The sequence below is a fragment of the Streptomyces sp. NPDC050806 genome, assembly GCF_055586425.1.
The window spans coordinates 60,174-80,927 of the sequence record NZ_JBVJIF010000007.1 but is presented as its reverse complement, the minus strand read 5'-3'; the positions used below and the strand labels follow the sequence as shown (position 1 = coordinate 80,927).

Here is a 20,754-nt window from a genome sequence, read left to right as displayed (position 1 = left end):
ACCCCGCCCTCTTTGCCAAAGCGTGACCCTGGCGGGCGGCGGCCGGGATGCCGCCGAGCGCCCCGGCGGGGCATGGGCGGGGTGTCCGCCGCACACCCTGACGGGCGACGAAGCGGGTGCCCGCCGAGTCCTGACGGTCGACGGACCGGATGCCCGCCGAGTCCCTGACGGGCGACAGGCCGGGTGCCCGCCGCGCAGCACATAAAGTCATGCCATGGCCCGTAGCTCCCCCACGCCCCCGCCCGCACGCCCGGTCGGGAGCGCCACCCGCGGGACCACCAACCCCAACCGGCTCCGCCGCATGGACCGCTGGATCGCCGCCACGCACGGCCCCCAGCTGCGCCGCACCACCGATCCGGTCGCGGTCGACCTCGGGTACGGGGCCGCGCCCTGGACCGCCGTCGAGCTGCTGGACCGGCTGCGGACGGCGCGCGGGGACGCGGAGGTGGTGGGGGTGGAGATCGATCCGGAGCGGGTCGCGGCGGCCCGGCCGTACGAGCGGGCCGGGCTGGTCTTCCTGCACGGCGGCTTCGAGGTACCGCTGCCGGGCGCCCGGGACCGCTCCCCCGCGCTCATTCGTGCCGCGAACGTGCTGCGGCAGTACAGCGAGGCCGAGGTGGCCGAGGTCTGGGCGCGACTGCGCGCGCGGCTGGCGCCGGGCGGGCTGCTGGTGGAGGGCACCTGCGACGAGATCGGCCGTCGGCACGTCTGGGTCGCGCTCGGCCCCGAAGGCCCCCGCACGGTCACCTTCGCGGCCCGCCTCGGCTCCCTGGAGGCCCCCTCCGACCTGGCCGAACGGCTCCCGAAGGCGCTGATCCACCGCAATGTGCCGGGCGAACCGGTGCACGCCTTCCTGCGCGACTTCGACCGGGCCTGGGCGGCGGCGGCCCCGTACGGCGCGCTCGGCGCCCGCCAGCGCTGGATCCGGTCGGCCCTCGCCCTCCGCGACGCCGGCTGGCCCCTCGCGGACGGCCCCCGCCGCTGGCGCCTGGGCGAGCTCACGGTCCACTGGACGGCGCTGGCACCGCGGGGGGCGGGCTGAGCGGTACCGGTACGCGACAGGTCCGCGCGATGGGCGACCATCTGCAGACCCGCCGGCCGCGCCGCCGCGAAAACCGGTCAGAGGTCATGCATCGCTCCTCCCCTTCGGGTGAATCAACCGCAGAAGCGCCGTTGAGCTCGGTGCACTCCATACGCTGCGGAGCATGATCGACACACGGGTTCCGAACCGCACCTCCAAGACTTTCTCCCGCATCTACGTGGCCCCGGCGCTCCGGAAGCATCTGGACACAGGTGGAGAAATCACAGAATGGCTGGCCGGGCGATCTCCCATTGCCTCCATGGCCCGCATTTCCGCCGACCGGCTGGAGGGAGACGCGGTCGGCGTCGGCCGACAGCACCGGAACAACACTCGGAATGCAGAAATCCACAACTGCGCCGTTGTCATGCATTACGAAGACAACAATGTATCTGCGGCCGAGCCGGAAGCGAAACGACCGGCTTTTGAGCAAATGCTCAAAGATGTCACGCACGGCCACGAAGAGGAAACGAGAATCCCGATTCGGGGCTGCATCGTGACCGAGCGGGATCACGCCTATCGCCTTACTCGGGATTCCGTCTCTCTCCGGGACGCCTTGGTCATGGCAGAGGACAGCATTTTCATCGAGGGCCAGAACATCATGGAGCTTGCCGAGGATGACGAATCCTTAAACTCCGCCGCCACGCACAGCGGGGCGAAGGAAACAGAACTGTCGAGACTCCGCAGGCGGACAACGAGGAGCGCTGCTGACAGAGCGGAAGAGGGCCGAGTATGCGGGGGCCCGCGGCGCTTCGGGTGGCTCGGGGCGTCCCGAGAACCCTTTCGCCCGGGAAACACGCACCGCGACGGCGAGGAGTGGCCTCATCTGATCGAAATGATCAGGATGCGGCATGCAGGAGCTTCCTGGCGCAGTATCGCGGGAGCAATGAACCGGAAGGGCGTGAGAACCGCCAGGGACGGAATGTGGTCGGAACAAGGGGTCAAGGGCGCCGTCACCAACCCCGCGTGGTGGGGAGGGAGGGTCCTGAACGGAGCGTTGGTGAGGGACGAAGAGACCGGGGAGCCCAGGATCGGCGTCTGGGAACATGCCCGGAGAGAAGACGGGTGCACGTATGGGATGTGGAAGAGCATCATGGCGGGCATCGACGCCAAGCGGTTGCACCGAGGAATGACGGCGGGGCAGGGAAGCCGACAGTCCGCCGGGGAACCGCGCTCCCGCACCTATCTCTTCTCAGGGATCCTGAGATGCGGGCGCATGAACAATCTCGGCATGGTCTGCCATGCGAAGCTCTCGGGGAACAAGGCTTCCGGGAGGAACGCCAAGTATGGCCCCTACTACCGCTGCGGGAGTGTCCACTGCAAGGGAGTGGGACGACGAGTGGAATCGGTCGACAAGTACCTGGAGGGGATCGTCCTGAAATACCTGGGAGAACATTTTTCCGAAACGAAGCCCCAGGTGGTTCCCTGGGGAGGTGAAGCGAAGCTGGCCACTCTCCGCAAACAACGGGAGGAGATCAAGGCAGCCGTCGCGGAGGGGCATTCCCTATGGGCAGATGCACAGGATGTTCTCGTGCGCTTGAACCGCAATATAGAGACGCTTGAAAAAGAGGGGCAGGAACATCTGGCGGCAGAGGCGAAACGCAACCTGCTTCGAGGGTGGCGGTACGAAACGTGGAACCGGCTGGACCTGGCCGCCAAGCGTGCCGCCATCGGCCAGGTTCTTGCGTCCGTGATCGTGCTGCCCGTACCGAAAGGAGTCAGCGACAAAGCCCCGTTCGACCCTGCACTGCTCAAGGTGCACTGGCAGCACCAGGACGGATCCTGAACCGTCAGAGCTGTCCTCCGGAAGCGCGGAGTGAAGCCAGCAGAGCATCTACGAGTTCCGCGTCCATGGGGCGCGTCAATCGATTCCTGGCGTCAGGGGGAGAAAGCCAGAGCAGTTGAGTGACTTCCCGGTTGGGAGCGAATGCGCCGCCCGTCGCCTCGGCTGACCAGTAGCGAACCTGCTTGGGCCGTCCCTTCGCATCTCTGTACCGGGTGCTGGGCAACTCCGGACCCAGAGTGCAGGTCATGCCGGTTTCCTCGAACACTTCGCGTACCGCCGTGGCCCGTGCCTCCTCCCCTGGTTCGGCCTTGCCCTTCGGTAGCGACCAATCCCCCCACCTCGGCCGGTAGACCACGGCGATCTCCAGCCCGCCCGGCTCCCCCGAGCGGCGCCACAAAACGCAGCCCGCTGCGAGGATCACCGCTTCGTTCATCCGTCGGTCCTTCCTCATCGGGGCCAGTCGCCGCGTTCCGGTGTGCGGTCGCGGGGCCGGAAGGGGTCGGACGGGAGCGGGTGCCAGGCGCGGGTGAAGGCGTAGCGGGCGGCCTCGACCTCGTGCCGCTGGTCGGCGTGGAGGATGCCGAGGGCGTAGGCGGTGGCCGGGGCGATGCGCGGGGTGCGGGCGGCAGCGGCGGCGGCCGCCGCGGCCTCGGCGGCGTCCCGGTGCCGCTCCAGCGCCCGGCCCGCCTCCACCAGCCGCAGGTCGGTGACGCCGCCCTCGGCGACCTCCTGCGCGTACCTGCTGTGCCGCAGCAGCAGCCGGACCTGGTGCCAGGGGGTGTCGTGGCGGTCGTCGGCGGTCAGCGACGCCGCGTTGTACGGGTGCCCGGCGCGGGTCAGCGGCAGCGCGGCGACGGCCTCGGCCAGCCGGCGGTGCGCCTGGTCGGCCAGCGGCGGCAGCGCCTCGGCGGCGAGCCGGTCGGCGGCGTTCTTGTCCAGCGGGGCCTCGGAGGCGAGTACCGCCACGGCGTCCGCGACGGCGTGGAAGCGTGACGAGCCGAGCGCTTGCAGGGCGGCGGAGTGGGCGCGGGTGCGGGCCAGGGTCAGCTGCCGGTCCAGCAGCGCGCCGGCCCGTGCGGCACCCGCCGCGGTGGTGGCGGCCGGGTCCTTGGGGTCCCGGGTCCGCTCCTCGCGGGGGCCGGCGTCCCTGCCCCGCGCCGGGCGGGCGGGCGTCCGCTGCGGCGCCGGCCCGTCCTCCGGCGCTCTGGGGGTGCCGCCCGGGTCGGCGGGGCCGGCCACGCGGTGCAGCGCGGCCAGCAGGCGTTCGAGCCGGTCGGCGTAGGAGTGCTCGCGGGCCAGGGTGCCCGACAGCCAGCCCAGCTCGGAGCGGAGCTGGTCGGCCCAGGTCTCGTCGGTCAGCGGCCGGAAGGTGTGCAGCGCGCCGCTGATCCGGCGGGCCGCGGCCCGCAGCTCCCGGGCCGCGTCCCCGGCGCCGCGCGCGTCCGAGCCGCTCTCGCGGTGCAGCCGGAGGCTGCGCAGGAACGCCGTGGACTGTTCGTGGAGGTAGGCCGAGAACACCTCGCCGGCCGTGGCGCGGTCCGGTGGCGGCTCCGTCACCGCGCCGAGCAGGCCGGCGGGTGCGGGTGCGGTGCTCCGGTTCGCTCCGTGCGTCATGCCGTCCTCCTCACGGTGACCGTGGCGGCCGGGCGCGCGGCGGCAGCCGGTCCGGCCGCGGCCGCGCGGGCACGGCTCCGCTCGCGGGGCGGGGAGCTGGGCGGGGAGGGGTCATGTCGCAGGGCCACGCCGGCGCCTCCGGGCGTCGATGAGCATTTCTTGTACGTTCCGCAGCGGCTTGCCGTCCGCGTCGGTGGCGTGCCGGGTCCAGTTGCCGTCGGGGCCGAGGTGCCAGGACGAGGTCGCGTCCGACATGCCGGTCTCCAGCAGCCGGACGAGCGAGGCACGGTGTCCGGGGTCGGTGACCCGGACCAGCGCCTCGATCCGCCGGTCGAGATTGCGGTGCATCATGTCCGCGCTGCCCAGCCATACTTCCGGCTCCCCTCCGTTGCCGAAGGCGAACACCCGGGAGTGTTCGAGGAAGCGGCCCAGGACGCTGCGGACGCGGATGTTCTCGCTCAGCCCCGGTACGCCGGGCCGCAGGGCGCAGATTCCGCGTACCCAGATGTCCACCGGTACACCGGCCTGGGAGGCGCGGTAGAGCGCGTCGACGACGGCCTCGTCCACCATGGAGTTGACCTTGATGCGGACGTGCGCGGCGTGTCCGGCGCGGTGGTGCGCGATCTCCTTGGTGATGCGCTGGACCAGGCCGTCGCGCAGCGACTTGGGGGCGACCAGCAGCCGTCGGTAGGTCTCCCGGCGGGAGTAGCCGGAGAGCCGGTTGAACAGGTCGGAGAGGTCGGCGCCCACCTGCTGGTCGGCGGTGAGCAGGCCGATGTCCTCGTAGAGCCGGGCCGTCTTGGGGTGGTAGTTGCCGGTCCCCACATGGGAGTAGCGGCGCAGCATCTCGCCTTCCTGGCGGACGACGAGGGAGAGCTTGCAGTGCGTCTTGAGGCCCACCAGGCCGTAGACGACGTGGCAGCCGGCCTCCTCCAGCTTCCGGGCCCATTTGATGTTGGCCTGCTCGTCGAAGCGGGCCTTGATCTCGACCAGGACGAGGACCTGTTTGCCGGACTCGGCGGCGTCTATCAGGGCGTCGACGATCGGGGAGTCGCCCGAGGTGCGGTAGAGCGTCTGCTTGATCGCGAGGACGTGCGGGTCGGCGGCGGCCTGCTCCAGGAAGGCCTGTACGGAGGTGGAGAAGCTGTCGTACGGGTGGTGGAGCAGGACGTCGCGGGAGCGCAGCGCGGCGAAGACGTCGGGCGCCGAGGCGGACTCGACCTCGGCGAGGTCGCGGTGGGTGCCGGCGACGAACTTCGGGAACTTCAGCTCGGGCCGGTCCAGCGCGGCGATGCCGAAGAGGCCGGTCAGGTCCAGCGGTCCGGGGAGCGGGTAGACCTCGGCCTCGGAGATCTTCAGCTCCTGGACCAGCAGGTCCAGGACGGCCGGGTCGATGGACTCCTCGACCTCCAGCCGGACGGGCGGCCCGAAGCGGCGCCGCAGCAGTTCCTTCTCCAGGGCCTTGAGGAGGTTCTCCGCGTCGTCCTCCTCGACCTCCAGGTCCTCGTTGCGGGTGACCCGGAACATGTGGTGGGCGCGTACCTCCATGCCCGGGAACAGCTCTTCCAGGTGCGCCGCTATGACGTCCTCTATGGGGACGTAGCGCTGCGGGGAGGCCTCCAGGAAGCGGGAGAGCAGCGGCGGGACCTTGACGCGGGCGAAGTGGTCGTGGCCGCTGACCGGGTTGCGGACGACCACGGCGAGGTTGAGGGAGAGGCCGGAGATGTACGGGAAGGGGTGGGCCGGGTCCACGGCCAGCGGGGTCAGCACCGGGAAGATCTGGTGGCGGAAGAGGGTGAACAGGCGGGCCTGTTCCTTCTCGGTCAGCTCCGGCCAGCGGATCAGGTGGATGCCCTCGCCGGCCAGCTCGGGGGCGACGTCCTGCTGGTAGCAGGCGGCGTGCCGGGCCATGAGCTCGCGGGAGCGGGTCCAGATCAGCTCCAGCACCTCGCGGGGCTGGAGCCCGGAGGCGGAGCGGGTGGCGACGCCGGTGGCGATTCTGCGCTTGAGGCCGGCGACCCGGACCATGAAGAACTCGTCCAGGTTCGACGCGAAGATCGCCAGGAATTTGGCACGTTCCAGCAGCGGCGTGGCCGGGTCCTCGGCCAGTTCCAGTACGCGTTCGTTGAAGGCGAGCCAGCTGCGTTCGCGGTCCAGGAAACGGCCGGCGGGCAGCTCCGTGCCGTCGTCGCCCAGCACGCCGTCGACGTCGTAGGCGTCGAGGTCGGCGTCGAGGTCGGGTTCCAGCTCGGGCAGGGGCGCGGCGACCGTGTTCGGGCGGTGCGCGGCGATCGAGCCGACCGAGGGCTGAGCCTGTGCGGACGGCGTCTGGGGCGTTGCCTGGGCGCTGGTCTGCTGGTCCATGACCTCATTGTTCCGCGCTCCCGGCCGGGAAAGCGCGTCGGGAGGCGGCGGGGCGGCTCGGAGCCATCGGTCACCGGCCGGCTGCGCGGAGGGCTGCATTCAGTGATGCTCGCAAGCGAGTTTGAATCGCCGGTAACGCAGACATGACGGACAGGCAAGCGGGAGGCCACCCGGAGGGGACATTACGGTGCCGGGCGACGGTGCGGCGGCGGGACACGTACCCCGCCGCCGCACCCCTGACACCCCGTCAACACCGGTACGGGGGAACCGCGCTGTCCGTCACAGCTCGGTGCGGTACATCAGGTCCGTCTCGTGCGTGACGAAGCCGAGCCGCTCGTAGACGGTGACGGCGGGGACGTTGTCCGCGTCGACGTAGAGCATGGCCGTGGGCACGCCCTCGGCGGCCAGGTGGCGCAGGCCGATCGCGGTGAGAGCCTTGCCGAGCCCGCCGCCCTGGGCGCCGGGCCGGACACCCACGACGTAGACCTCGCCCAGCCCCTCCTCGGCGTGCTTCTTCGTCCAGTGGAAGCCGATCAGCTCTTCTCCCCGCTGGGCCAGGAAGAAGCCCTTCGGGTCGAACCACGACTCGGCCTTGCGGTCGTCCAGGTCACGCTGGGTGAGCGAGCCCTGCTCGGGGTGGTGGGCGAAGGCCTCGGCGTTCGCGGCGAGCCAGGCCGCGTCGTCCGTGCCGGGCTGGAAGGTGCGGACGGTGACGCCCTCGGGCAGCGCCGGCTCCGGCAGGTCCAGGTCGGTCAGCGGGCGGCGCATCTGCCGCAGCTCGCGGAAGAGGGTCAGGCCCAGGGTCTGCGCGAGATGACGGGCCGCGGGGTGGCCGCCGTGCGCCCAGAGCCGGAGCCGCCGCCCGGACTGCTCCAGTAGCGCGCTGCCGAGCTTGCGGCCCAGGCCGTGGCCGCGGAATTCGGGGTGGACGACCAGCTCGGCGGCGGGCGCCTCGACGGGGTCGGTGTCCTCCAGCTGCCCGTATCCCACGACGCGGTCGCCCTCGGCCCGCACGAGGAAGTGCTTGACGCCCTCCCGGTGCCCGCCACGCAGCTGCAGCCGCCCCTGCTCGGAGACGGCCGGCTGCCCGTCCGTCCGCGCCGCCGTCTCGATCAGCTCAAGTACGGCGCCCGCCACGTCCGGCGTGAGCGCGTCCAGTACCTGCATGCCCCGGTCGGGCCGGCCCGTTTCCTCTGCAGCGTCAGTCATGTCCCGAAGCGTACGGCGCCGCGCGCGCCCGGTGACGACCGCCGTCGCGCCCTACCCGTACCCGGCGGGGCAGCCGTCGCCGTGCCGCAACCGTGCCGTCACCCGACACCCCTGTTGCGCTACGCGCGTTGACCGTAGGCTTCCGGTCGCTCGCACACTCCTGATCCGCTGTCCATGAGGGGGACGACCCATGTCAGACACTCCGCACCGGCGCCGCCCGGTGCGCCGCCTGGCGGCCGCCGCGACGGTGCTGGCCGCCGCTGCCGGTGTCACGGCCGCGGCCCTGCCCGCCGGCGCCGGCACGCACGGCGGCCCCGGCCACTCCTCCCGCACCGTCGACGTGCAGCTGCTCTCCTTCAACGACTTCCACGGCAACCTGGAGCCGCCGCAGGGCTCCTCCGGCACCGTGGACGAGGAGCAGGCGGACGGCAGCAAGAAGAAGGTCGAAGCGGGCGGCGTGGAGTACCTGGCCAACTCCCTGCGCACGGCACGCGAGGGGCACCCGTACTCCGTCACCGCGGCGGCCGGCGACCTGGTGGGCGCGAGCCCGCTGCTCTCCGGCCTCTTCCACGACGAGCCGACCGTGGAGGCGATGAACAAGCTGAAGCTGGACGTGACGAGCGTCGGCAACCACGAGTTCGACGAGGGGCGCACGGAGCTGGCCCGGCTGCAGAACGGCGGCTGCCACCCCAAGGACGGCTGTTACGAGAAGGACCGGAAGTTCGCCGGCGCCGACTATCCGTACCTCGCCGCGAACGTCACCGACGAGCAGACCGGCAGGCCGGTGCTCAAGCCGTACACGGTCTGGAAGCACAAGGGCGTGAGGATCGGCTTCATCGGGGTCACGCTGGAGGGCACGCCCGACATCGTCAGCGCCGACGGCGTGAAGGGCCTGAAGTTCCACGACGAGGCCGAGACGATCGACAAGTACGCCAAGGTGCTGCGGAAGCAGGGCGTGAAGTCGGTCGTCGCGCTGATCCACGAGGGCGGCGCGCCCGCGTCCACCGCGTACAACTACGACTGCGACAGCCCCGGGCCGGGCGACGGGGTCTCCGGGCCGATCACCGAGATCGCCAAGAAGGTCTCGCCGGACGTCGACGCGCTGGTCACCGGCCATACGCACCAGGCGTACGCGTGCACGATCCCGGACCCGGCCGGGCAGCCGCGGATGGTCACCTCGGCCTCCTCCTTCGGCAAGCTCTACACCGACACCACGCTGACGTACGACCGGAAGACCAGGGACATCGTGCGCACGGCCGTGAAGTCGGCCAACCACGTGGTGAACCGCACCCAGCCCAAGGCCGCCGACCTGACCGCGCTGATCAAGCGCTGGGACAAGCTGGCCGCGCCGGTCGCGAGCAAGCCGGTCGGGTACATCTCGGCGGACATCGCGGGCCGCGGCGCGAGCACCCCGGAGTCGCCCCTCGGTGACGTGATCGCCGACGCGCAGCTGGAGGCGACGGCGGACAGCGGCAAGGGCGGCGCCCAGGTGGCCCTGATGAACCCCGGCGGCGTCCGCTCCGACCTGGCGTTCAAGGCGTCCGGCAGCGAGGGCGACGGGGTGGTGACGTACGGCGAGGCGTTCACGGTCCAGCCGTTCACCAACATGACGAACGTCGTCTCGCTGACCGGGAAGCAGCTCATCACCGCGCTCCAGCAGCAGGTCAGCGGCGCCAACGAGGCCTCCCCCAAGATCCTCCAGGTGTCGAAGGGGTTCACCTACACCCTGGACATGACCAAGTCCGGCGCCGGCCGGGTCGTCGTGGACTCGGTGAAGCTCGACGGCGAGCCGGTCGACCCGGCGAAGAGCTACCGCGTCGCGGTGAACGAGTTCCTGGCGGGCGGCGGCGACGGATTCGCCGCGTTCAAGGACGGAACGGACAAGTACGTCGGCCCCTCCGATCTGGAGGCATTCACCGCGTACCTCGGCGCGCACTCCTCGGCGTCCGGCCCGCTGACCCCGCCGAAGGCGGACCGCATCACCGTGGTGAAGTAACGGCTCATATCCCCACTTACCGACAGTAAGACTTGCGTTCGACAGCCGTACGCATGGTGGGATGTGCCGATGCGACCCCCCACACGCATAGCCGCGTCACACGCTCCGCAGGACGCGCGGGACTCTCAGGAGACCCGCGCGTCCCAGGGCCCGGTTGCCCAGGGTGACACCCGCGAGATGGCACCGGTCAACCCGTACGCGGAGCTGGCCGGGCTGGCCGACCCCGAGCCGGAGCCGGAGCCGGGCCCCGCGCGGTCGTACCTCAACGAGCGCGACGACAGCGACGACCCCCTGGGGCTCGGGCTGCGCCCGGACCCCGAGGACGAGGACGCCTGGGAGCCGCCGAACCACCGCAAGGCCCGGCGCGGCATCGGCAGGTTCGCCGCCGTGCCGCTCACCGTGAAGCTGGTCGCCACGGTCCTGGTGGCCGCCTCCTTCGCGGGGCTCGCCGACCGGTTCGCCGTGCTGTACGCGCAGAACAAGGCCGCCGAGAAGCTCAAGGACTCGCTGCACCTCGCAGCCGACCCCGAGGTGGACATCGAGGGCTTCCCCTTCCTCACCCAGGTCGCCGACAAGCACCTGGACCGGGTGCGGGTGGCCATCCCCGACCTCGCCGCCGACCGCGTCTCGCTGGCGAAGTTCGAGGCGACGGCGGAGGACGTCACGCTCGACGGCGACCTGCCCACCTCCCTCAAGGGCGGCACGGTCGGCCGGATGCACGGTGACGTACTGCTCTCCTTCGAGGACATGAACCGCGAACTGGGCGCCTCACAGGTGAAGTTCAGCGAGCTGGGGCCCGACGCGGTACGCGCCGAGGGGCGGCTGCCGATCGCCGGGCACGAACTGCGGATGCACGCCCGGGCCCACATCCGGCAGGCCGGCGACCGCGGCATCTCCACCGAGATCAGCGGCATGCGGCTCGACATCGGCGACATCGCGGTCTACCGCCCCGGCACCGGCAAGGGCGAGGGGCTGCAACTGACCCGCAAGACCGCCCGGCAGCTCAGCCGGGAGGCCGCCAAGATCAAGGCGATGCTCGGCGTACCGGCCATCGCCGACCGCATCGGCATCCCGCGGGACACCATCGACGCCGCGCTGCACAACGAGAAGAAGCTGCACGACCTCGTCGGCACGCCGCGCTTCATCGGCAAGCTGATGAAGGTCAACCTCGTCGACGTCGTGTCCGACCACCCCTGGCTGCTGCAGAAGGTCGGCATCGATCCGAAAATTCTCGGTGGCCTGGCGGGGCTCACCAAGCCGGAGATCGCGGACCGCTTCGACCTGTCCTTCCGGCTCCCCGCCACCCCCGGTGACGTGCGACTGCGCACCGTCTCCGTGGAGCGGGACGGCATCCGCGCGCGCCTGACGGGCACTCAACTCCCCTTCGGTGACGCGGCGAAGAAACAGCCCTGACGCGATACGCACGGGACACAAGGGGCGTCGGTAAAGAACCACGGACGCGGTAATTCCGTCGTATGAGGTGAACGAACGGTGCACCCGGGATGTCCGGGTGCCGACGTCAGGAGGAACCGTGCGCCACCGTTCCACCCCCACCGCAGCGCGCTGCGCCGTGGTGGCCGCGCTGCTCACCGCCCCGCTCGCCTTCGCCGCCCCGGCGAGCGCGGCACCCGCAGACACGCCGGCCGCCGCCGCGAAGGGCCCGGCGGGCACCGCCCCGCAGGCCGACTTCAACCACGACGGCTACGCCGACATCGTTGCCGGAGCCCCGGGCGGCACGGTCGGCGGCAAGGCGAAGGCCGGTTACGTCACCGTGGTCTACGGCTCGGCCTCCGGTGCCGCCACCGGAAAGCACCAGGTCATCAGCCGCGCCACCGCCGGCGTGCCCGGCGACCCCGCCGAGGGCGCCGGCTTCGGCGACCGCACCGTCGCCCGCGACCTGGACGGCGACGGCACCAGCGACCTCGCCATCACCGGCTCCGGAGGCCCGGTGGTCCTGTGGGGCTCCACCGACGGCCGGGGCGGCGCGAGCAGCCTGCAGGGCATCGGCGGCCGCAACCTCACCGCAGGGGACTTCGACGGTGACGGCCACACCGACCTGGTCGGCGACAGCGACGGCTCGGGGGACTCGGACTCCTCCGGCCTGCACGTGATGTACGGGCCGTTCACCCGGGCCGGGGCGCCCGCCCGGACCGCGGACTTCGACACCGGCCACCTCTTCAACTCGGAGGACCTGGCCGCCGGTGACCTCAACGGTGACGGCCGGGACGACCTGGTCAGCATGCACGCGTTCGAGGAGATGTCGGAGTCGAGCGAGCTGTGGAAGGGCACCGCCGACGGCCTCTCCACCAAGCCCACGGAGCTGCCGGACGCCGCGGCCGCCACGGTCGGCGACGTCGACAAGGACGGCTACGGCGACCTCATATACCGCCCGGTGCCCGGCGGCGTCGTCGAGGACCTCCCGTACGACAAGGGCACGGTCAAGGTCGCGTACGGCTCGGCCGACGGCCCGGGCAAGCGCACCACGACCCTCACCCAGGACACCGCGGGCGTCCCCGGAGCGGGCGAGGAGGGCGACCAGTTCGGCTACTCGCTCAGCGCCGGCGACGTGAACGGCGACGGCTACGCGGACGTCGCGGCCGGCGTCCCCTACGAGGACCTGACCTCGGCCTCCGGCGCCGCCCTGAAGGACGCGGGCAGCGTGGTCCTGCTCAAGGGCGGCAAGGGCGGCCTGTCCGGCACCGGCGCGCAGGCGCTCAACCAGACGACCACCGGGGTCCCGGGGGTCGCCGAGGCCGGTGACCGCTTCGGCCAGGCCGTCTCGCTGCTCGACACGGACAAGGACGGCAAGGCCGACCTCGCGGCGGGCGCGCCCGGCGAGGACGGCACGAGTCTGAAGGACACCGGCGCGGTGTGGTCGCTGCGGGGCGCGGCCGGCGGGCTGACGACGACCGGTGCCGTCTCGTACGGCCCCGGCGTGCTCGGTGCCCCCGAGGCCGGCGCCGGCCTCGGCTCGGGCTTCGCCCACTAGGGCCTTTCGTCCGGATCGGGCCGGCACCCGGCAAGATCCGGACGAGCGGTCCTAGCCGCCGCTCACGCCGTCCCCCGGGCCCGGCTCCGGCGCGTGGTCCGGGGGCGGCGTGGCCGCTCCCGGCAGGGTCAGCTCCGCCAGCGTGCCGCCACCCTCCGCCGCGCGGAGCCGGACGGCGCCGCCCGCCTGCTGTGCCGTGCGGGCCACGATCGACAGGCCGAGGCCGCTGCCGGGCAGGCTGCGCGCCGAGGGCGAGCGCCAGAACCGCTCGAAGACGTGCGGGAGTTCGTCGGCCGGGATGCCGGGCCCGTGATCGCGTACGGTCAGCAGGCCGCCCTTCAGGCGGACCTCGACCGTGCCGCCGGCGGGGCTGAACTTCACCGCGTTGTCCAGGAGATTGACCACCGCGCGCTCCAGCGCGGCCGGCTCCGCCCGTACGTACCAGGGGTCGAGGGCGGCGTCGAGGGTGAGGGACGGGCCGCGCAGCCGGGCCCGTTCGAGCGCCGTCGCCGCGACGTCGTGCAGTGCGACGACCGGCGGCGCGCCGTGGCCGCCGGCCCCGTGGTCCGGCGTCCTGGACAGCTCCTGGAGGTCGCCGATCAGCGCGGCCAGCTCGCCCATCTGCGCCTTCACCGAGTCCAGCAGGGCGAGCTTGTCGTCGGCCGGGATGGCCCGGCCGGTGCGCTCGCTGCGCTCCAGCAGGTCGATGTTGGTGCGGAGCGAGGTCAGCGGGGTGCGCAGCTCGTGGCCCGCGTCCGCGATCAGCTGCTGCTGGAGGTCGCGGGAGGCGGCGAGCGCGGCGGTCATGGAGTTGAAGGACCGGGAGAGCCGGGCGATCTCGTCCTCGCCGTCGGTGGGGATGCGGACGGCCAGGTCTTCCGTACGGGCGACGTGCTCGACGGCGGCGGTGAGCCGGTTCACCGGCTTCAGGCCCGCCCTGGCCACCCACAGGCCGGTGGTCGCCGCGCCCAGCACACCGACCCCGGAGACGATCAGCAGCACCAGCGCGAGCTGGTTGAGCGGCTGGGACACCTGGTCCATGGGCGTGGCGACGGACACCGCCACCTGGTTGCCGAACGCGTCGGTGGCGGGCCCGCGGGACGCCTCGGTCGAGACCCGCATCTGCGCCCCGTCGGCGGCCCGCGCGGTGTGCATCGCGTCACGGGCCCTGCCCCGCGCGACCTCGACGTCCGCCCGTGTGGCGGGGATCTGCGACCGCTCCGGCGAGGTGCACACCCGGCCGTCCACCGACACCAGCTGGACGGTGTACGGGCCGGCCGGCGGGAAGCTGACGCCCTGCGCGGTCCCGTTGCACTCGGCGCTCAGCGCCCGTACGTACGCGTCGTTCACGCTGACGCTCTTCAGGGTCGCGTCCAGCTGCTCGGTGAGCCGGTCGCGGGTGATGAGCCAGCAGGCGGCGGCCGAGGCGGCGACCGCGAGCGCGACGGCGAGCGCGGTGAGCATCGCCAGCCGGGACTGGAGCGGCAGCCGACGGTAGCGCTGGGCCGCTCTCTCGCGGACGTTCACTCGGCACCGCCGGACCGCAGGACGTAGCCGACGCCGCGCACCGTGTGCACCAGCCGGGGCTCGCCGCCGGCCTCGGTCTTGCGCCGCAGGTACATCACGTACACGTCCAGGGAGTTGGAGGAGGGCTCGAAGTCGAAGCCCCAGACGGCCTTGAGGATCTGCTCGCGGGTGAGGACCTGGCGCGGATGGGCCAGGAACATCTCCAGCAGGGTGAATTCGGTGCGGGTCAGCTCCACCGGGCGGCCGCCGCGGGTGACTTCACGGGTGGCGAGGTTCATGGTCAGGTCGGCGAAGGTGAGCGTGTCGCCCTCGTCGGGGGCCGCGCCGGCGGCCGCCGCGTAGGAGCTGCGGCGCAGCAGCGCGCGGATGCGGGCCAGCAGCTCGTCCAGTTCGAAGGGCTTGACCAGGTAGTCGTCGGCGCCCGCGTCGAGTCCGGTGACCCGGTCGCCGACCGTGTCGCGCGCGGTGAGCATCAGGATCGGCACGGTCAGGCCGCTCGCGCGCAGCCGACGCGCTGCGGTCAGACCGTCCATGCGGGGCATCAGCACGTCCAGCACGATCAGTTCGGGCCGGTGGGCCGCCACCTTCTCGACCGCGTCCAGGCCGTCCACGGCCTCGTCGGTGGCGTACCCCTCGAAGGCGAGCGAACGGCGCAGGGCCTCGCGGACGGCGGGCTCGTCGTCGACGATCAGGATGCGGGCGGGCGTCTCGCCCTGCTCGGCGGCGCTCATGTTCTCGGTGACCTCGGTAGGGGTGAAGGGAGGGGCCAGGACCCCCTCAGCCTCGCACGGCACGTCTGCGGGAGCGCCGCGCGGCGCGGGACGGGGACCGGTACGGCGCGTGCGGCGGATCATGGGGTGCCGCGCCGCCCGCGCTCAGGCTGACGGCCGTGGCGAGCGCGCGCCGCGCGCGGTGCAGCGGAACGGTGGTACGGGTCCGCCTCGTACGGGTCCGCGCGGCGCGGGTGCGCGTCGTACGGGTCGCCGTGGTGCGGTTCCTCGTGGTCATGGTGCCTCCTCGTACGTGTACAGGTGGCGGGGCTCGGTTCAGCTGTTCGTCGTGCCGCCGGCGCGCAGGTCGGCCAGGTCCGCCTTGACGGTGTTGATCGGTATGGCGAAGCCGAGGCCGACGCTGCCGGCGCTGCTGCCGCTGCCGGCGGAGCTGCCGGAGGCGGAGTACATCGCGGAGTTGATGCCGATGATGCGGCCCGACATGTCGATCAGGGCGCCGCCGGAGTTGCCGGGGTTGAGCGAGGCGTCGGTCTGGATGGCCTTGTAGCTGGTGGTCGAGTCGCCGGTGTCACCGTTGTACTGGTTGCCGCCGAACTCGAACGGCCACGGCATGTCGCCCTGCCCCTGGCCCTGCTGCTGTTGCTGTTGCTGCTGGTCCTCCTTGGGCACGGTCACCTCGCGGTCGAGCGCCGAGACGATGCCGCTGGTCACCGAGCCGGTGAGCCCCTCGGGCGAGCCGATCGCGACGACCTGGTCGCCGACCGCCAGCTTGCTGGAGTCGCCGAGGGTGGCGTGCGTGAGGTTCTTGCCGCCCTTGATCTTGATGAGCGCCAGGTCCTTGTCGGGGTCGGTGCCGACGACCTGGGCGGTCTTGGTGGAGCCGTCGCTGAAGGACACCGAGACGGTGTCGGCGCCGGAGACCACGTGGTTGTTGGTGATGATCTCGCCGTCACCGGTGATGACCACGCCGGAGCCGGTGGACTCCCCCTCGGTGGTACGGCCCTTGATCTCGACTGTCGCGGGGCTGACCGCCTTGGCGACCGAGGAGACCCCGCTGCTCGACGTGGCGCCCGCGTTGACGACGGCGGTGCTCTGGCCGCTGCTGCTGCCGCCCTGCGTTGCACTCCCGATGAGCGCGGCGCTGCCGCCGCCGATCAGGCCGGAGGCCAGCGCGACCGCGGCGATCAGCGCGACGGGGCGACGCACCTTGCGGCGCGGGGCGCCCTCGGCACCACCGTCGGGACCGCCGTCGGCGGGCGGGGCCGGCGGGGCGTACGGGGGCGGCGGCGGGTAGGCCGCCTGCGCGGCACCGCCGTGCGGGCCGAAGGACGCGTACGGGGTGGCCTGCCGGGTGTCGTACTGCGGGGTCTCTTCGCCGCTTCGGCGGTAGCTCTCGGTCATGTCTACGACTCTGCGAGCCGTGCATGAGAACAAGCTGAGAGCACCCTGAGAGGTCCGGCAGAAGTGGGTATGCCCGGTATAAAGACGCCTCTGCCGCCCGTCGGAAGGCTCAGCCCGTGCAGCCGCAGGACTGGCGGACCACCAGCCGGGACGGGTACTGCCGCAGCCGCTCCCGGCGCGACCCGGCCAGCCGCAGCGCGTCGTCCAGCACCAGATCCACCGCCGTACGGGCCATCGCCTCGCGGTCGGAGCCGACCGTGGTCAGCGGCGGGTCGGTCAGCGCCGCTTCCTTCACGTCGTCGAAGCCCGCCACCGCCAGCTCGCCCGGCACGTCGATGCGCAGCTCGCGGGCCGCGCGCAGCACGGCGATGGCCTGGTCGTCGGTGGCGCACATGATCGCCGGCGGCCGGTCCGGGCTTTCGAGGAGCTTCAGCGCGATCGGGTAGGCCTCGTAGCGGTTGTACGGGGCGTGGAAGTAGCGGCCCTCGGTCGGGCGGCCGGCCTCCAGCATGGCCCGCCGCCAGCCCTCGACGTGGTCGGTGACCGGGTCGCCGGACTTGGGCGTCTCCTCCAGGCCGCCGAAGAACGCGACGTAGGGGTGGCCGTGCTCCAGGAGGTGGCGGGTGGCGAGCTGGGCGCCGCCGATGTCGTCCGCCATCACGGCGACGTCGTCTATGGCGTCCGGGCGGCGGTGCAGCAGCACCACGCGGGCGTCCCAGGTGTCGATCTCGGTGGCGGCGTGCTCGCTGGGGCCCTGGCTGATCAGGATGAGCCCGGACACCCGCATGCCGAGGAAGGCGCGGAGGTAGTGGACCTCGCGCTCGTCCTCGTAATTGGCGTTGCCGACCAGCACCATCTTGCCGCGCTCGGAGGCGGCGCGTTCCACGGCGTGTGCCATCTCCGCGAAGAACGGCTGGCGCGTGTCGGGGACGATGAGCCCTATGAGGTCGGTGCGCCGGGAGGCCATGGCCTGCGCGACGCGGTCAGGCCGGTACCCCAGCTCCTTGATCGCGGCGAGCACCCGCTCGCGCGTGGCCGGGGCGACCGGCCTCGGTCCGTTGTTGATGACGTAACTCACCACGGCGGTGGACGTCCCCGCCAGCCTCGCCACATCATCCCGCGTCACCTTGGCCACGCGCGGCAGTCTACGCGGGTGGTGCTACCGCTTGGCAGGGCGTACGCCGCCCGCCGCCGCGCTCCGGTCTGCGGTGTGCTCACGCGCCTCGGCCGCGGCCCGCGCGGCGGCGCGTTCGGCCTGCTGGGCGGCCTTCTCCTTGGCCTCCTCTGCGGCCCGCTCGACCTTCTCCGGTACGACGAAGCGGTAGCCGACGTTGCGCACCGTGCCGATGAGCGACTCGTGCTCCGGGCCGAGCTTGGCGCGCAGCCGCCGTACGTGCACGTCGACCGTGCGGGTGCCGCCGAAGTAGTCGTAGCCCCAGACCTCCTGGAGCAGCTGGGCGCGGGTGAAGACCCGGCCCGGGTGCTGCGCGAGGTACTTGAGCAGCTCGAACTCCTTGAAGGTCAGGTCCAGGACCCGGCCCTTGAGCTTGGCGCTGTAGGTGGCCTCGTCCACCGAGAGGTCGCCGTTGCGGATCTCCATCGGGCTGTCGTCCGAGGTGACCTGCTGGCGGCCCATGGCGAGCCGCAGCCGCGCCTCGACCTCGGCGGGGCCCGCGGTGTCGAGGAGTACGTCGTCGATGCCCCAGTCGGCGGTGACGGCGGCGAGGCCGCCCTCGGTCACGACCAGGACGAGGGGGCAGCCGGGGCCGGTGGAGCGCAGCAGCTGGCAGAGCGACCGGACCTGCGGCAGGTCGCGGCGGCCGTCGATGAGGATGACGTCGGCGCCGGGGGTGTCCACCAGGGCCGGGCCCTCGGCCGGGGCGACGCGCACGCTGTGCAGCAGGAGGCCGAGCGCGGGGAGCACCTCCGTGGAGGGCTGGAGGGCGTTCGTGAGAAGCAGCAGCGAGCTCATCGCTCATCACCCGCCCGGGTCGTCCGTCGTCGCCTGTCCGTTCGGGTCTTCTGCACGCTTCGCTCGCCCATCGGTTCCTCCTCGGTCCCTGCCTGCGAGGACTTTGCGGCACTGCTTCGTACGGTCGCGGGCCCCGCGCCGTTGCGAGGTTCGCATGCTTCCGGAACGTGAGCGCTCCGGCACGCTCCGCACCCAAGGAGCACGCCCGCGCTCATCCGCGCACCGCGCGTCTGAAAGCACAAAAGGACCCGGGGGCTACGCTGCCCGGATCCTCCATGCCCGACAGAATAGCCCACATGCCTTCCCAGTCGGCGGCCGACTTTGCGCGATCTTGTGTTCCTTCGATCACTTCGAGTGGTCGGCGCGTAGCCCTGTTGACGGACGACGGCGTGTGCGTCGAAGCCCTGCACTCCCCCAAGCTGCAAGCAGCAGGGGGTGCCCCCACCCATCCGGACGCGCCGTCCGGCCCTCCGAACGGTCTCGTCGTGGTCCTCGCGCACGGCTTCACCGGCTCGCCGAACCGCCCCGCGCTACGCCGTGCCGCCGCCGCGTTCGCGCAGTACAGCCCCGTGATCACGTTCTCGTTCCGGGGGCACGACCGTTCGGGTGGGCGGTCCATGGTGGGTGACCGGGAGGTGCTGGACCTGGCGGCGGCGGTGCGGTGGGCGCGCGCCCTGGGTCACACCCGTGTGGCCACGGTCGGTCGTGATCCGGCACGCCGCCAAGTACCGGCCGGAGCATGAGGGGCGCACAGGTGCGCACACCGACATGGTGGTGGCCGTGAGCGCCCCTGCCCGCTGGTATTACCGCGGTACCGCGGCGATGCGGCGGCTGCACTGGGTGGTGGAACGGCCGCTCGGCCGCCTCGTGGGGCGGCTGGGGCCGCGCACCCGTATCCACTCCGAGGCATGGGACCCGGTGCCGCTCTCCCCCACCGAGGCGGCGCCGATGATCGTGCCCACCCCGCTGCTCATCGTGCACGGCGACCGCGATCCGTACTTCCCGCTCGACCACCCCCGCGCGCCGGCGGCCGCAACCGCGCCCGGCTCCACCGACCTGTGGACCGAGCGCGGCTACGGCCACGCGGAGAACGCCGCGACCCCGGACTGCTGGACCGGATCGCGGGGTGGCCCGGCGCGCGGACGGCCGGGCCTGCCGGGGACTGATCAGGCGGCGGGCTTCCGCACCGTCTCGATCAGGCTGGTGAAGCCCTCCGCGCCGTACCCCGCCGCCACACCCCGGCCGAACAGGGCCGCCAGGGCAGCGGGGACCGTGGTGTCCAGGCCCGCGTCCCGCGCCGCCTGCAGCGCGTGCTCGGTGGTGGCCGCGCACATCGCGAGGGTCGCCTCGTCGCCCGGGTACCGCCCGGCGGCCACGTCCGCCGCGATCACCGGCAGGAAGGACGAAGCGGTCTCCGCCGCCCGCGCCGCGTACGGCAGGTACTCCGCCGCCGGGATGCCGTGCGCCCCGGCCAGCGCCTGGGCCTGCAGGTGGCCGGTCAGCGTGGTCCAGAAGACGGTCATCAGCGCCTGGTAGTAGACCTGCGAGAGGCCCGGGTCGGCGCCGCGGTAGTCGGCTTCGGTGAGCACCTCCAGCGTGGTGCGGTACGCCTCGAAGACGCCCTCGGGACCGCTGTAGAAGGTGGCGGACCCCGGCTGCCCGACCAGCGGCGCCGGGACCTGCACACCGCCGGTGAGGTACCGCGCCCCGTGCCCCGCCGCCCACTCCGCGCCCTCGCGGGCCCGCTCCGGGGTGTCGGAGCTGAGGTTGACCACGACCCGTCCGTCCAGCGCGGCCGCGGCCGGCTCCAGTACCGCGTACATCGCGGTGTAGTCCGTCAGGCTCAGCACCACCAGCTCGTTGGCCGCGAGCGCGTCCGCCACCGTGCCGGCCCGCGCCGCCCCCTCCGCCACCAGGTCGTCCGCCCGGCTCGCGGTCCGGTTCCAGACCGTCACCGGGTGCCCGGCCGCCAGCAGCGCCCGGACCATGGCCCGCCCCATCGGCCCGAGCCCGATCAGTGTCACGCCCTGCTTGCTCATGCCCCACCCCTTCGACATTCACTAAAACGAGCGTTCTATTTAGAACGC

Annotated in this window: 16 protein-coding genes and 1 pseudogene; 6 read left to right on the top strand and 11 right to left on the bottom strand. The window is 72.3% G+C overall.

Annotated elements, in window-relative coordinates:
* The first annotated feature begins 214 nt into the window (after window positions 1-214).
* Both ACZ6WH_RS22480 and ACZ6WH_RS22475 read left to right on the top strand, forming a co-directional pair.
* On the top strand, window positions 215-1,042 hold the full coding sequence (locus tag ACZ6WH_RS22480; protein ID WP_469730072.1) for a class I SAM-dependent methyltransferase: 828 nt from the start codon (window positions 215-217) through the stop codon (window positions 1,040-1,042).
* Between the two features lie 163 nt (window positions 1,043-1,205).
* Window positions 1,206-2,864 (top strand): recombinase family protein, encoded by a 1,659-nt coding sequence (locus tag ACZ6WH_RS22475; RefSeq protein WP_469730071.1) that lies wholly within the window; start codon window positions 1,206-1,208, stop codon window positions 2,862-2,864.
* A gap of 4 nt (window positions 2,865-2,868) precedes the next feature.
* On the opposite strand, the gene ACZ6WH_RS22470 is transcribed toward ACZ6WH_RS22475, so the two are convergent.
* The 4 genes from ACZ6WH_RS22470 to mshD all read right to left on the bottom strand — a co-directional run bounded on the left by ACZ6WH_RS22470 (window position 2,869) and on the right by mshD (window position 8,051).
* A complete protein-coding gene (locus ACZ6WH_RS22470; protein WP_469730070.1) occupies window positions 2,869-3,297 on the bottom strand; it encodes an NUDIX hydrolase in 429 nt (142 codons plus the stop codon).
* A 14-nt stretch (window positions 3,298-3,311) separates the two neighbouring features.
* Window positions 3,312-4,478: a CHAD domain-containing protein gene (locus ACZ6WH_RS22465; protein ID WP_469730069.1), complete on the bottom strand. Its 1,167-nt coding sequence runs from the start codon at window positions 4,476-4,478 to the stop codon at window positions 3,312-3,314.
* Between the two features lie 111 nt (window positions 4,479-4,589).
* Complete coding sequence (locus ACZ6WH_RS22460) at window positions 4,590-6,842, bottom strand: RNA degradosome polyphosphate kinase (RefSeq protein WP_469730068.1); 2,253 nt, start codon at window positions 6,840-6,842, stop codon at window positions 4,590-4,592.
* Between the two features lie 279 nt (window positions 6,843-7,121).
* Window positions 7,122-8,051 carry a mycothiol synthase gene (mshD, locus tag ACZ6WH_RS22455; protein ID WP_469730067.1) on the bottom strand — a complete coding sequence of 310 codons (930 nt, stop codon included), beginning with the start codon at window positions 8,049-8,051 and terminating at the stop codon, window positions 7,122-7,124.
* A 190-nt stretch (window positions 8,052-8,241) separates the two neighbouring features.
* Between mshD and ACZ6WH_RS22450 the strand changes: the two genes are divergently transcribed.
* The 3 genes from ACZ6WH_RS22450 to ACZ6WH_RS22440 all read left to right on the top strand — a co-directional run bounded on the left by ACZ6WH_RS22450 (window position 8,242) and on the right by ACZ6WH_RS22440 (window position 13,036).
* Window positions 8,242-10,047 carry a bifunctional metallophosphatase/5'-nucleotidase gene (locus tag ACZ6WH_RS22450; RefSeq protein WP_469730066.1) on the top strand — a complete coding sequence of 602 codons (1,806 nt, stop codon included), beginning with the start codon at window positions 8,242-8,244 and terminating at the stop codon, window positions 10,045-10,047.
* A gap of 177 nt (window positions 10,048-10,224) precedes the next feature.
* On the top strand, window positions 10,225-11,460 hold the full coding sequence (locus ACZ6WH_RS22445) for an LmeA family phospholipid-binding protein (protein ID WP_469730065.1): 1,236 nt from the start codon (window positions 10,225-10,227) through the stop codon (window positions 11,458-11,460).
* A gap of 118 nt (window positions 11,461-11,578) precedes the next feature.
* Window positions 11,579-13,036 carry an FG-GAP and VCBS repeat-containing protein gene (locus tag ACZ6WH_RS22440; RefSeq protein WP_469730064.1) on the top strand — a complete coding sequence of 486 codons (1,458 nt, stop codon included), beginning with the start codon at window positions 11,579-11,581 and terminating at the stop codon, window positions 13,034-13,036.
* 51 nt (window positions 13,037-13,087) lie between these two features.
* Here the strand turns inward: ACZ6WH_RS22440 and ACZ6WH_RS22435 are convergent, their stop codons facing one another.
* The 6 genes from ACZ6WH_RS22435 to ACZ6WH_RS22410 form a co-directional block, all read right to left on the bottom strand.
* The gene (locus ACZ6WH_RS22435) at window positions 13,088-14,500 is read right to left on the bottom strand and encodes a sensor histidine kinase (RefSeq protein ID WP_469730647.1); all 1,413 of its coding nucleotides are present in this window, start codon (window positions 14,498-14,500) and stop codon (window positions 13,088-13,090) included.
* 59 nt (window positions 14,501-14,559) lie between these two features.
* Window positions 14,560-15,294 (bottom strand): response regulator transcription factor, encoded by a 735-nt coding sequence (locus ACZ6WH_RS22430; RefSeq protein WP_432857677.1) that lies wholly within the window; start codon window positions 15,292-15,294, stop codon window positions 14,560-14,562.
* A gap of 46 nt (window positions 15,295-15,340) precedes the next feature.
* Window positions 15,341-15,571 carry a hypothetical protein gene (locus tag ACZ6WH_RS22425; RefSeq protein WP_469730063.1) on the bottom strand — a complete coding sequence of 77 codons (231 nt, stop codon included), beginning with the start codon at window positions 15,569-15,571 and terminating at the stop codon, window positions 15,341-15,343.
* A 38-nt stretch (window positions 15,572-15,609) separates the two neighbouring features.
* Window positions 15,610-16,695: a S1C family serine protease gene (locus ACZ6WH_RS22420; protein WP_469730062.1), complete on the bottom strand. Its 1,086-nt coding sequence runs from the start codon at window positions 16,693-16,695 to the stop codon at window positions 15,610-15,612.
* A 109-nt stretch (window positions 16,696-16,804) separates the two neighbouring features.
* A complete protein-coding gene (locus tag ACZ6WH_RS22415) occupies window positions 16,805-17,830 on the bottom strand; it encodes a LacI family DNA-binding transcriptional regulator (RefSeq protein WP_432857671.1) in 1,026 nt (341 codons plus the stop codon).
* Between the two features lie 24 nt (window positions 17,831-17,854).
* Window positions 17,855-18,667 (bottom strand): response regulator transcription factor, encoded by an 813-nt coding sequence (locus ACZ6WH_RS22410; RefSeq protein WP_432857669.1) that lies wholly within the window; start codon window positions 18,665-18,667, stop codon window positions 17,855-17,857.
* Between the two features lie 296 nt (window positions 18,668-18,963).
* On the opposite strand from ACZ6WH_RS22410, the pseudogene ACZ6WH_RS22405 reads away from it, so the two are divergent.
* Window positions 18,964-19,833 (top strand): annotated as a pseudogene (locus ACZ6WH_RS22405) (alpha/beta hydrolase family protein).
* Here the strand turns inward: ACZ6WH_RS22405 and ACZ6WH_RS22400 are convergent.
* The gene (locus tag ACZ6WH_RS22400) at window positions 19,834-20,706 is read right to left on the bottom strand and encodes an NAD(P)-dependent oxidoreductase (RefSeq protein ID WP_469730061.1); all 873 of its coding nucleotides are present in this window, start codon (window positions 20,704-20,706) and stop codon (window positions 19,834-19,836) included.
* Window positions 20,707-20,754 lie beyond the last annotated feature (48 nt).

Bases quoted from the DNA above. Each gene is read 5' to 3' on its own strand.
- ACZ6WH_RS22480 (WP_469730072.1), top strand. From the start codon at position 215: ATGGCCCGTAGCTCCCCCACGCCCCCGCCCGCACGCCCGGTCGGGAGC.
- ACZ6WH_RS22470 (WP_469730070.1), bottom strand. From the start codon at position 3,297: ATGAACGAAGCGGTGATCCTCGCAGCGGGCTGCGTTTTGTGGCGCCGC.
- mshD (WP_469730067.1), bottom strand. From the start codon at position 8,051: ATGACTGACGCTGCAGAGGAAACGGGCCGGCCCGACCGGGGCATGCAG.
- ACZ6WH_RS22445 (WP_469730065.1), top strand. From the start codon at position 10,225: ATGGCACCGGTCAACCCGTACGCGGAGCTGGCCGGGCTGGCCGACCCC.
- ACZ6WH_RS22475 (WP_469730071.1), top strand. From the start codon at position 1,206: ATGATCGACACACGGGTTCCGAACCGCACCTCCAAGACTTTCTCCCGC.
- ACZ6WH_RS22460 (WP_469730068.1), bottom strand. From the start codon at position 6,842: ATGGACCAGCAGACCAGCGCCCAGGCAACGCCCCAGACGCCGTCCGCA.
- ACZ6WH_RS22435 (WP_469730647.1), bottom strand. From the start codon at position 14,500: ATGCTCACCGCGCTCGCCGTCGCGCTCGCGGTCGCCGCCTCGGCCGCC.
- ACZ6WH_RS22425 (WP_469730063.1), bottom strand. From the start codon at position 15,571: ATGACCACGAGGAACCGCACCACGGCGACCCGTACGACGCGCACCCGC.
- ACZ6WH_RS22410 (WP_432857669.1), bottom strand. From the start codon at position 18,667: ATGAGCTCGCTGCTGCTTCTCACGAACGCCCTCCAGCCCTCCACGGAG.
- ACZ6WH_RS22400 (WP_469730061.1), bottom strand. From the start codon at position 20,706: ATGAGCAAGCAGGGCGTGACACTGATCGGGCTCGGGCCGATGGGGCGG.
- ACZ6WH_RS22465 (WP_469730069.1), bottom strand. From the start codon at position 4,478: ATGACGCACGGAGCGAACCGGAGCACCGCACCCGCACCCGCCGGCCTG.
- ACZ6WH_RS22420 (WP_469730062.1), bottom strand. From the start codon at position 16,695: ATGACCGAGAGCTACCGCCGAAGCGGCGAAGAGACCCCGCAGTACGAC.
- ACZ6WH_RS22430 (WP_432857677.1), bottom strand. From the start codon at position 15,294: ATGAGCGCCGCCGAGCAGGGCGAGACGCCCGCCCGCATCCTGATCGTC.
- ACZ6WH_RS22450 (WP_469730066.1), top strand. From the start codon at position 8,242: ATGTCAGACACTCCGCACCGGCGCCGCCCGGTGCGCCGCCTGGCGGCC.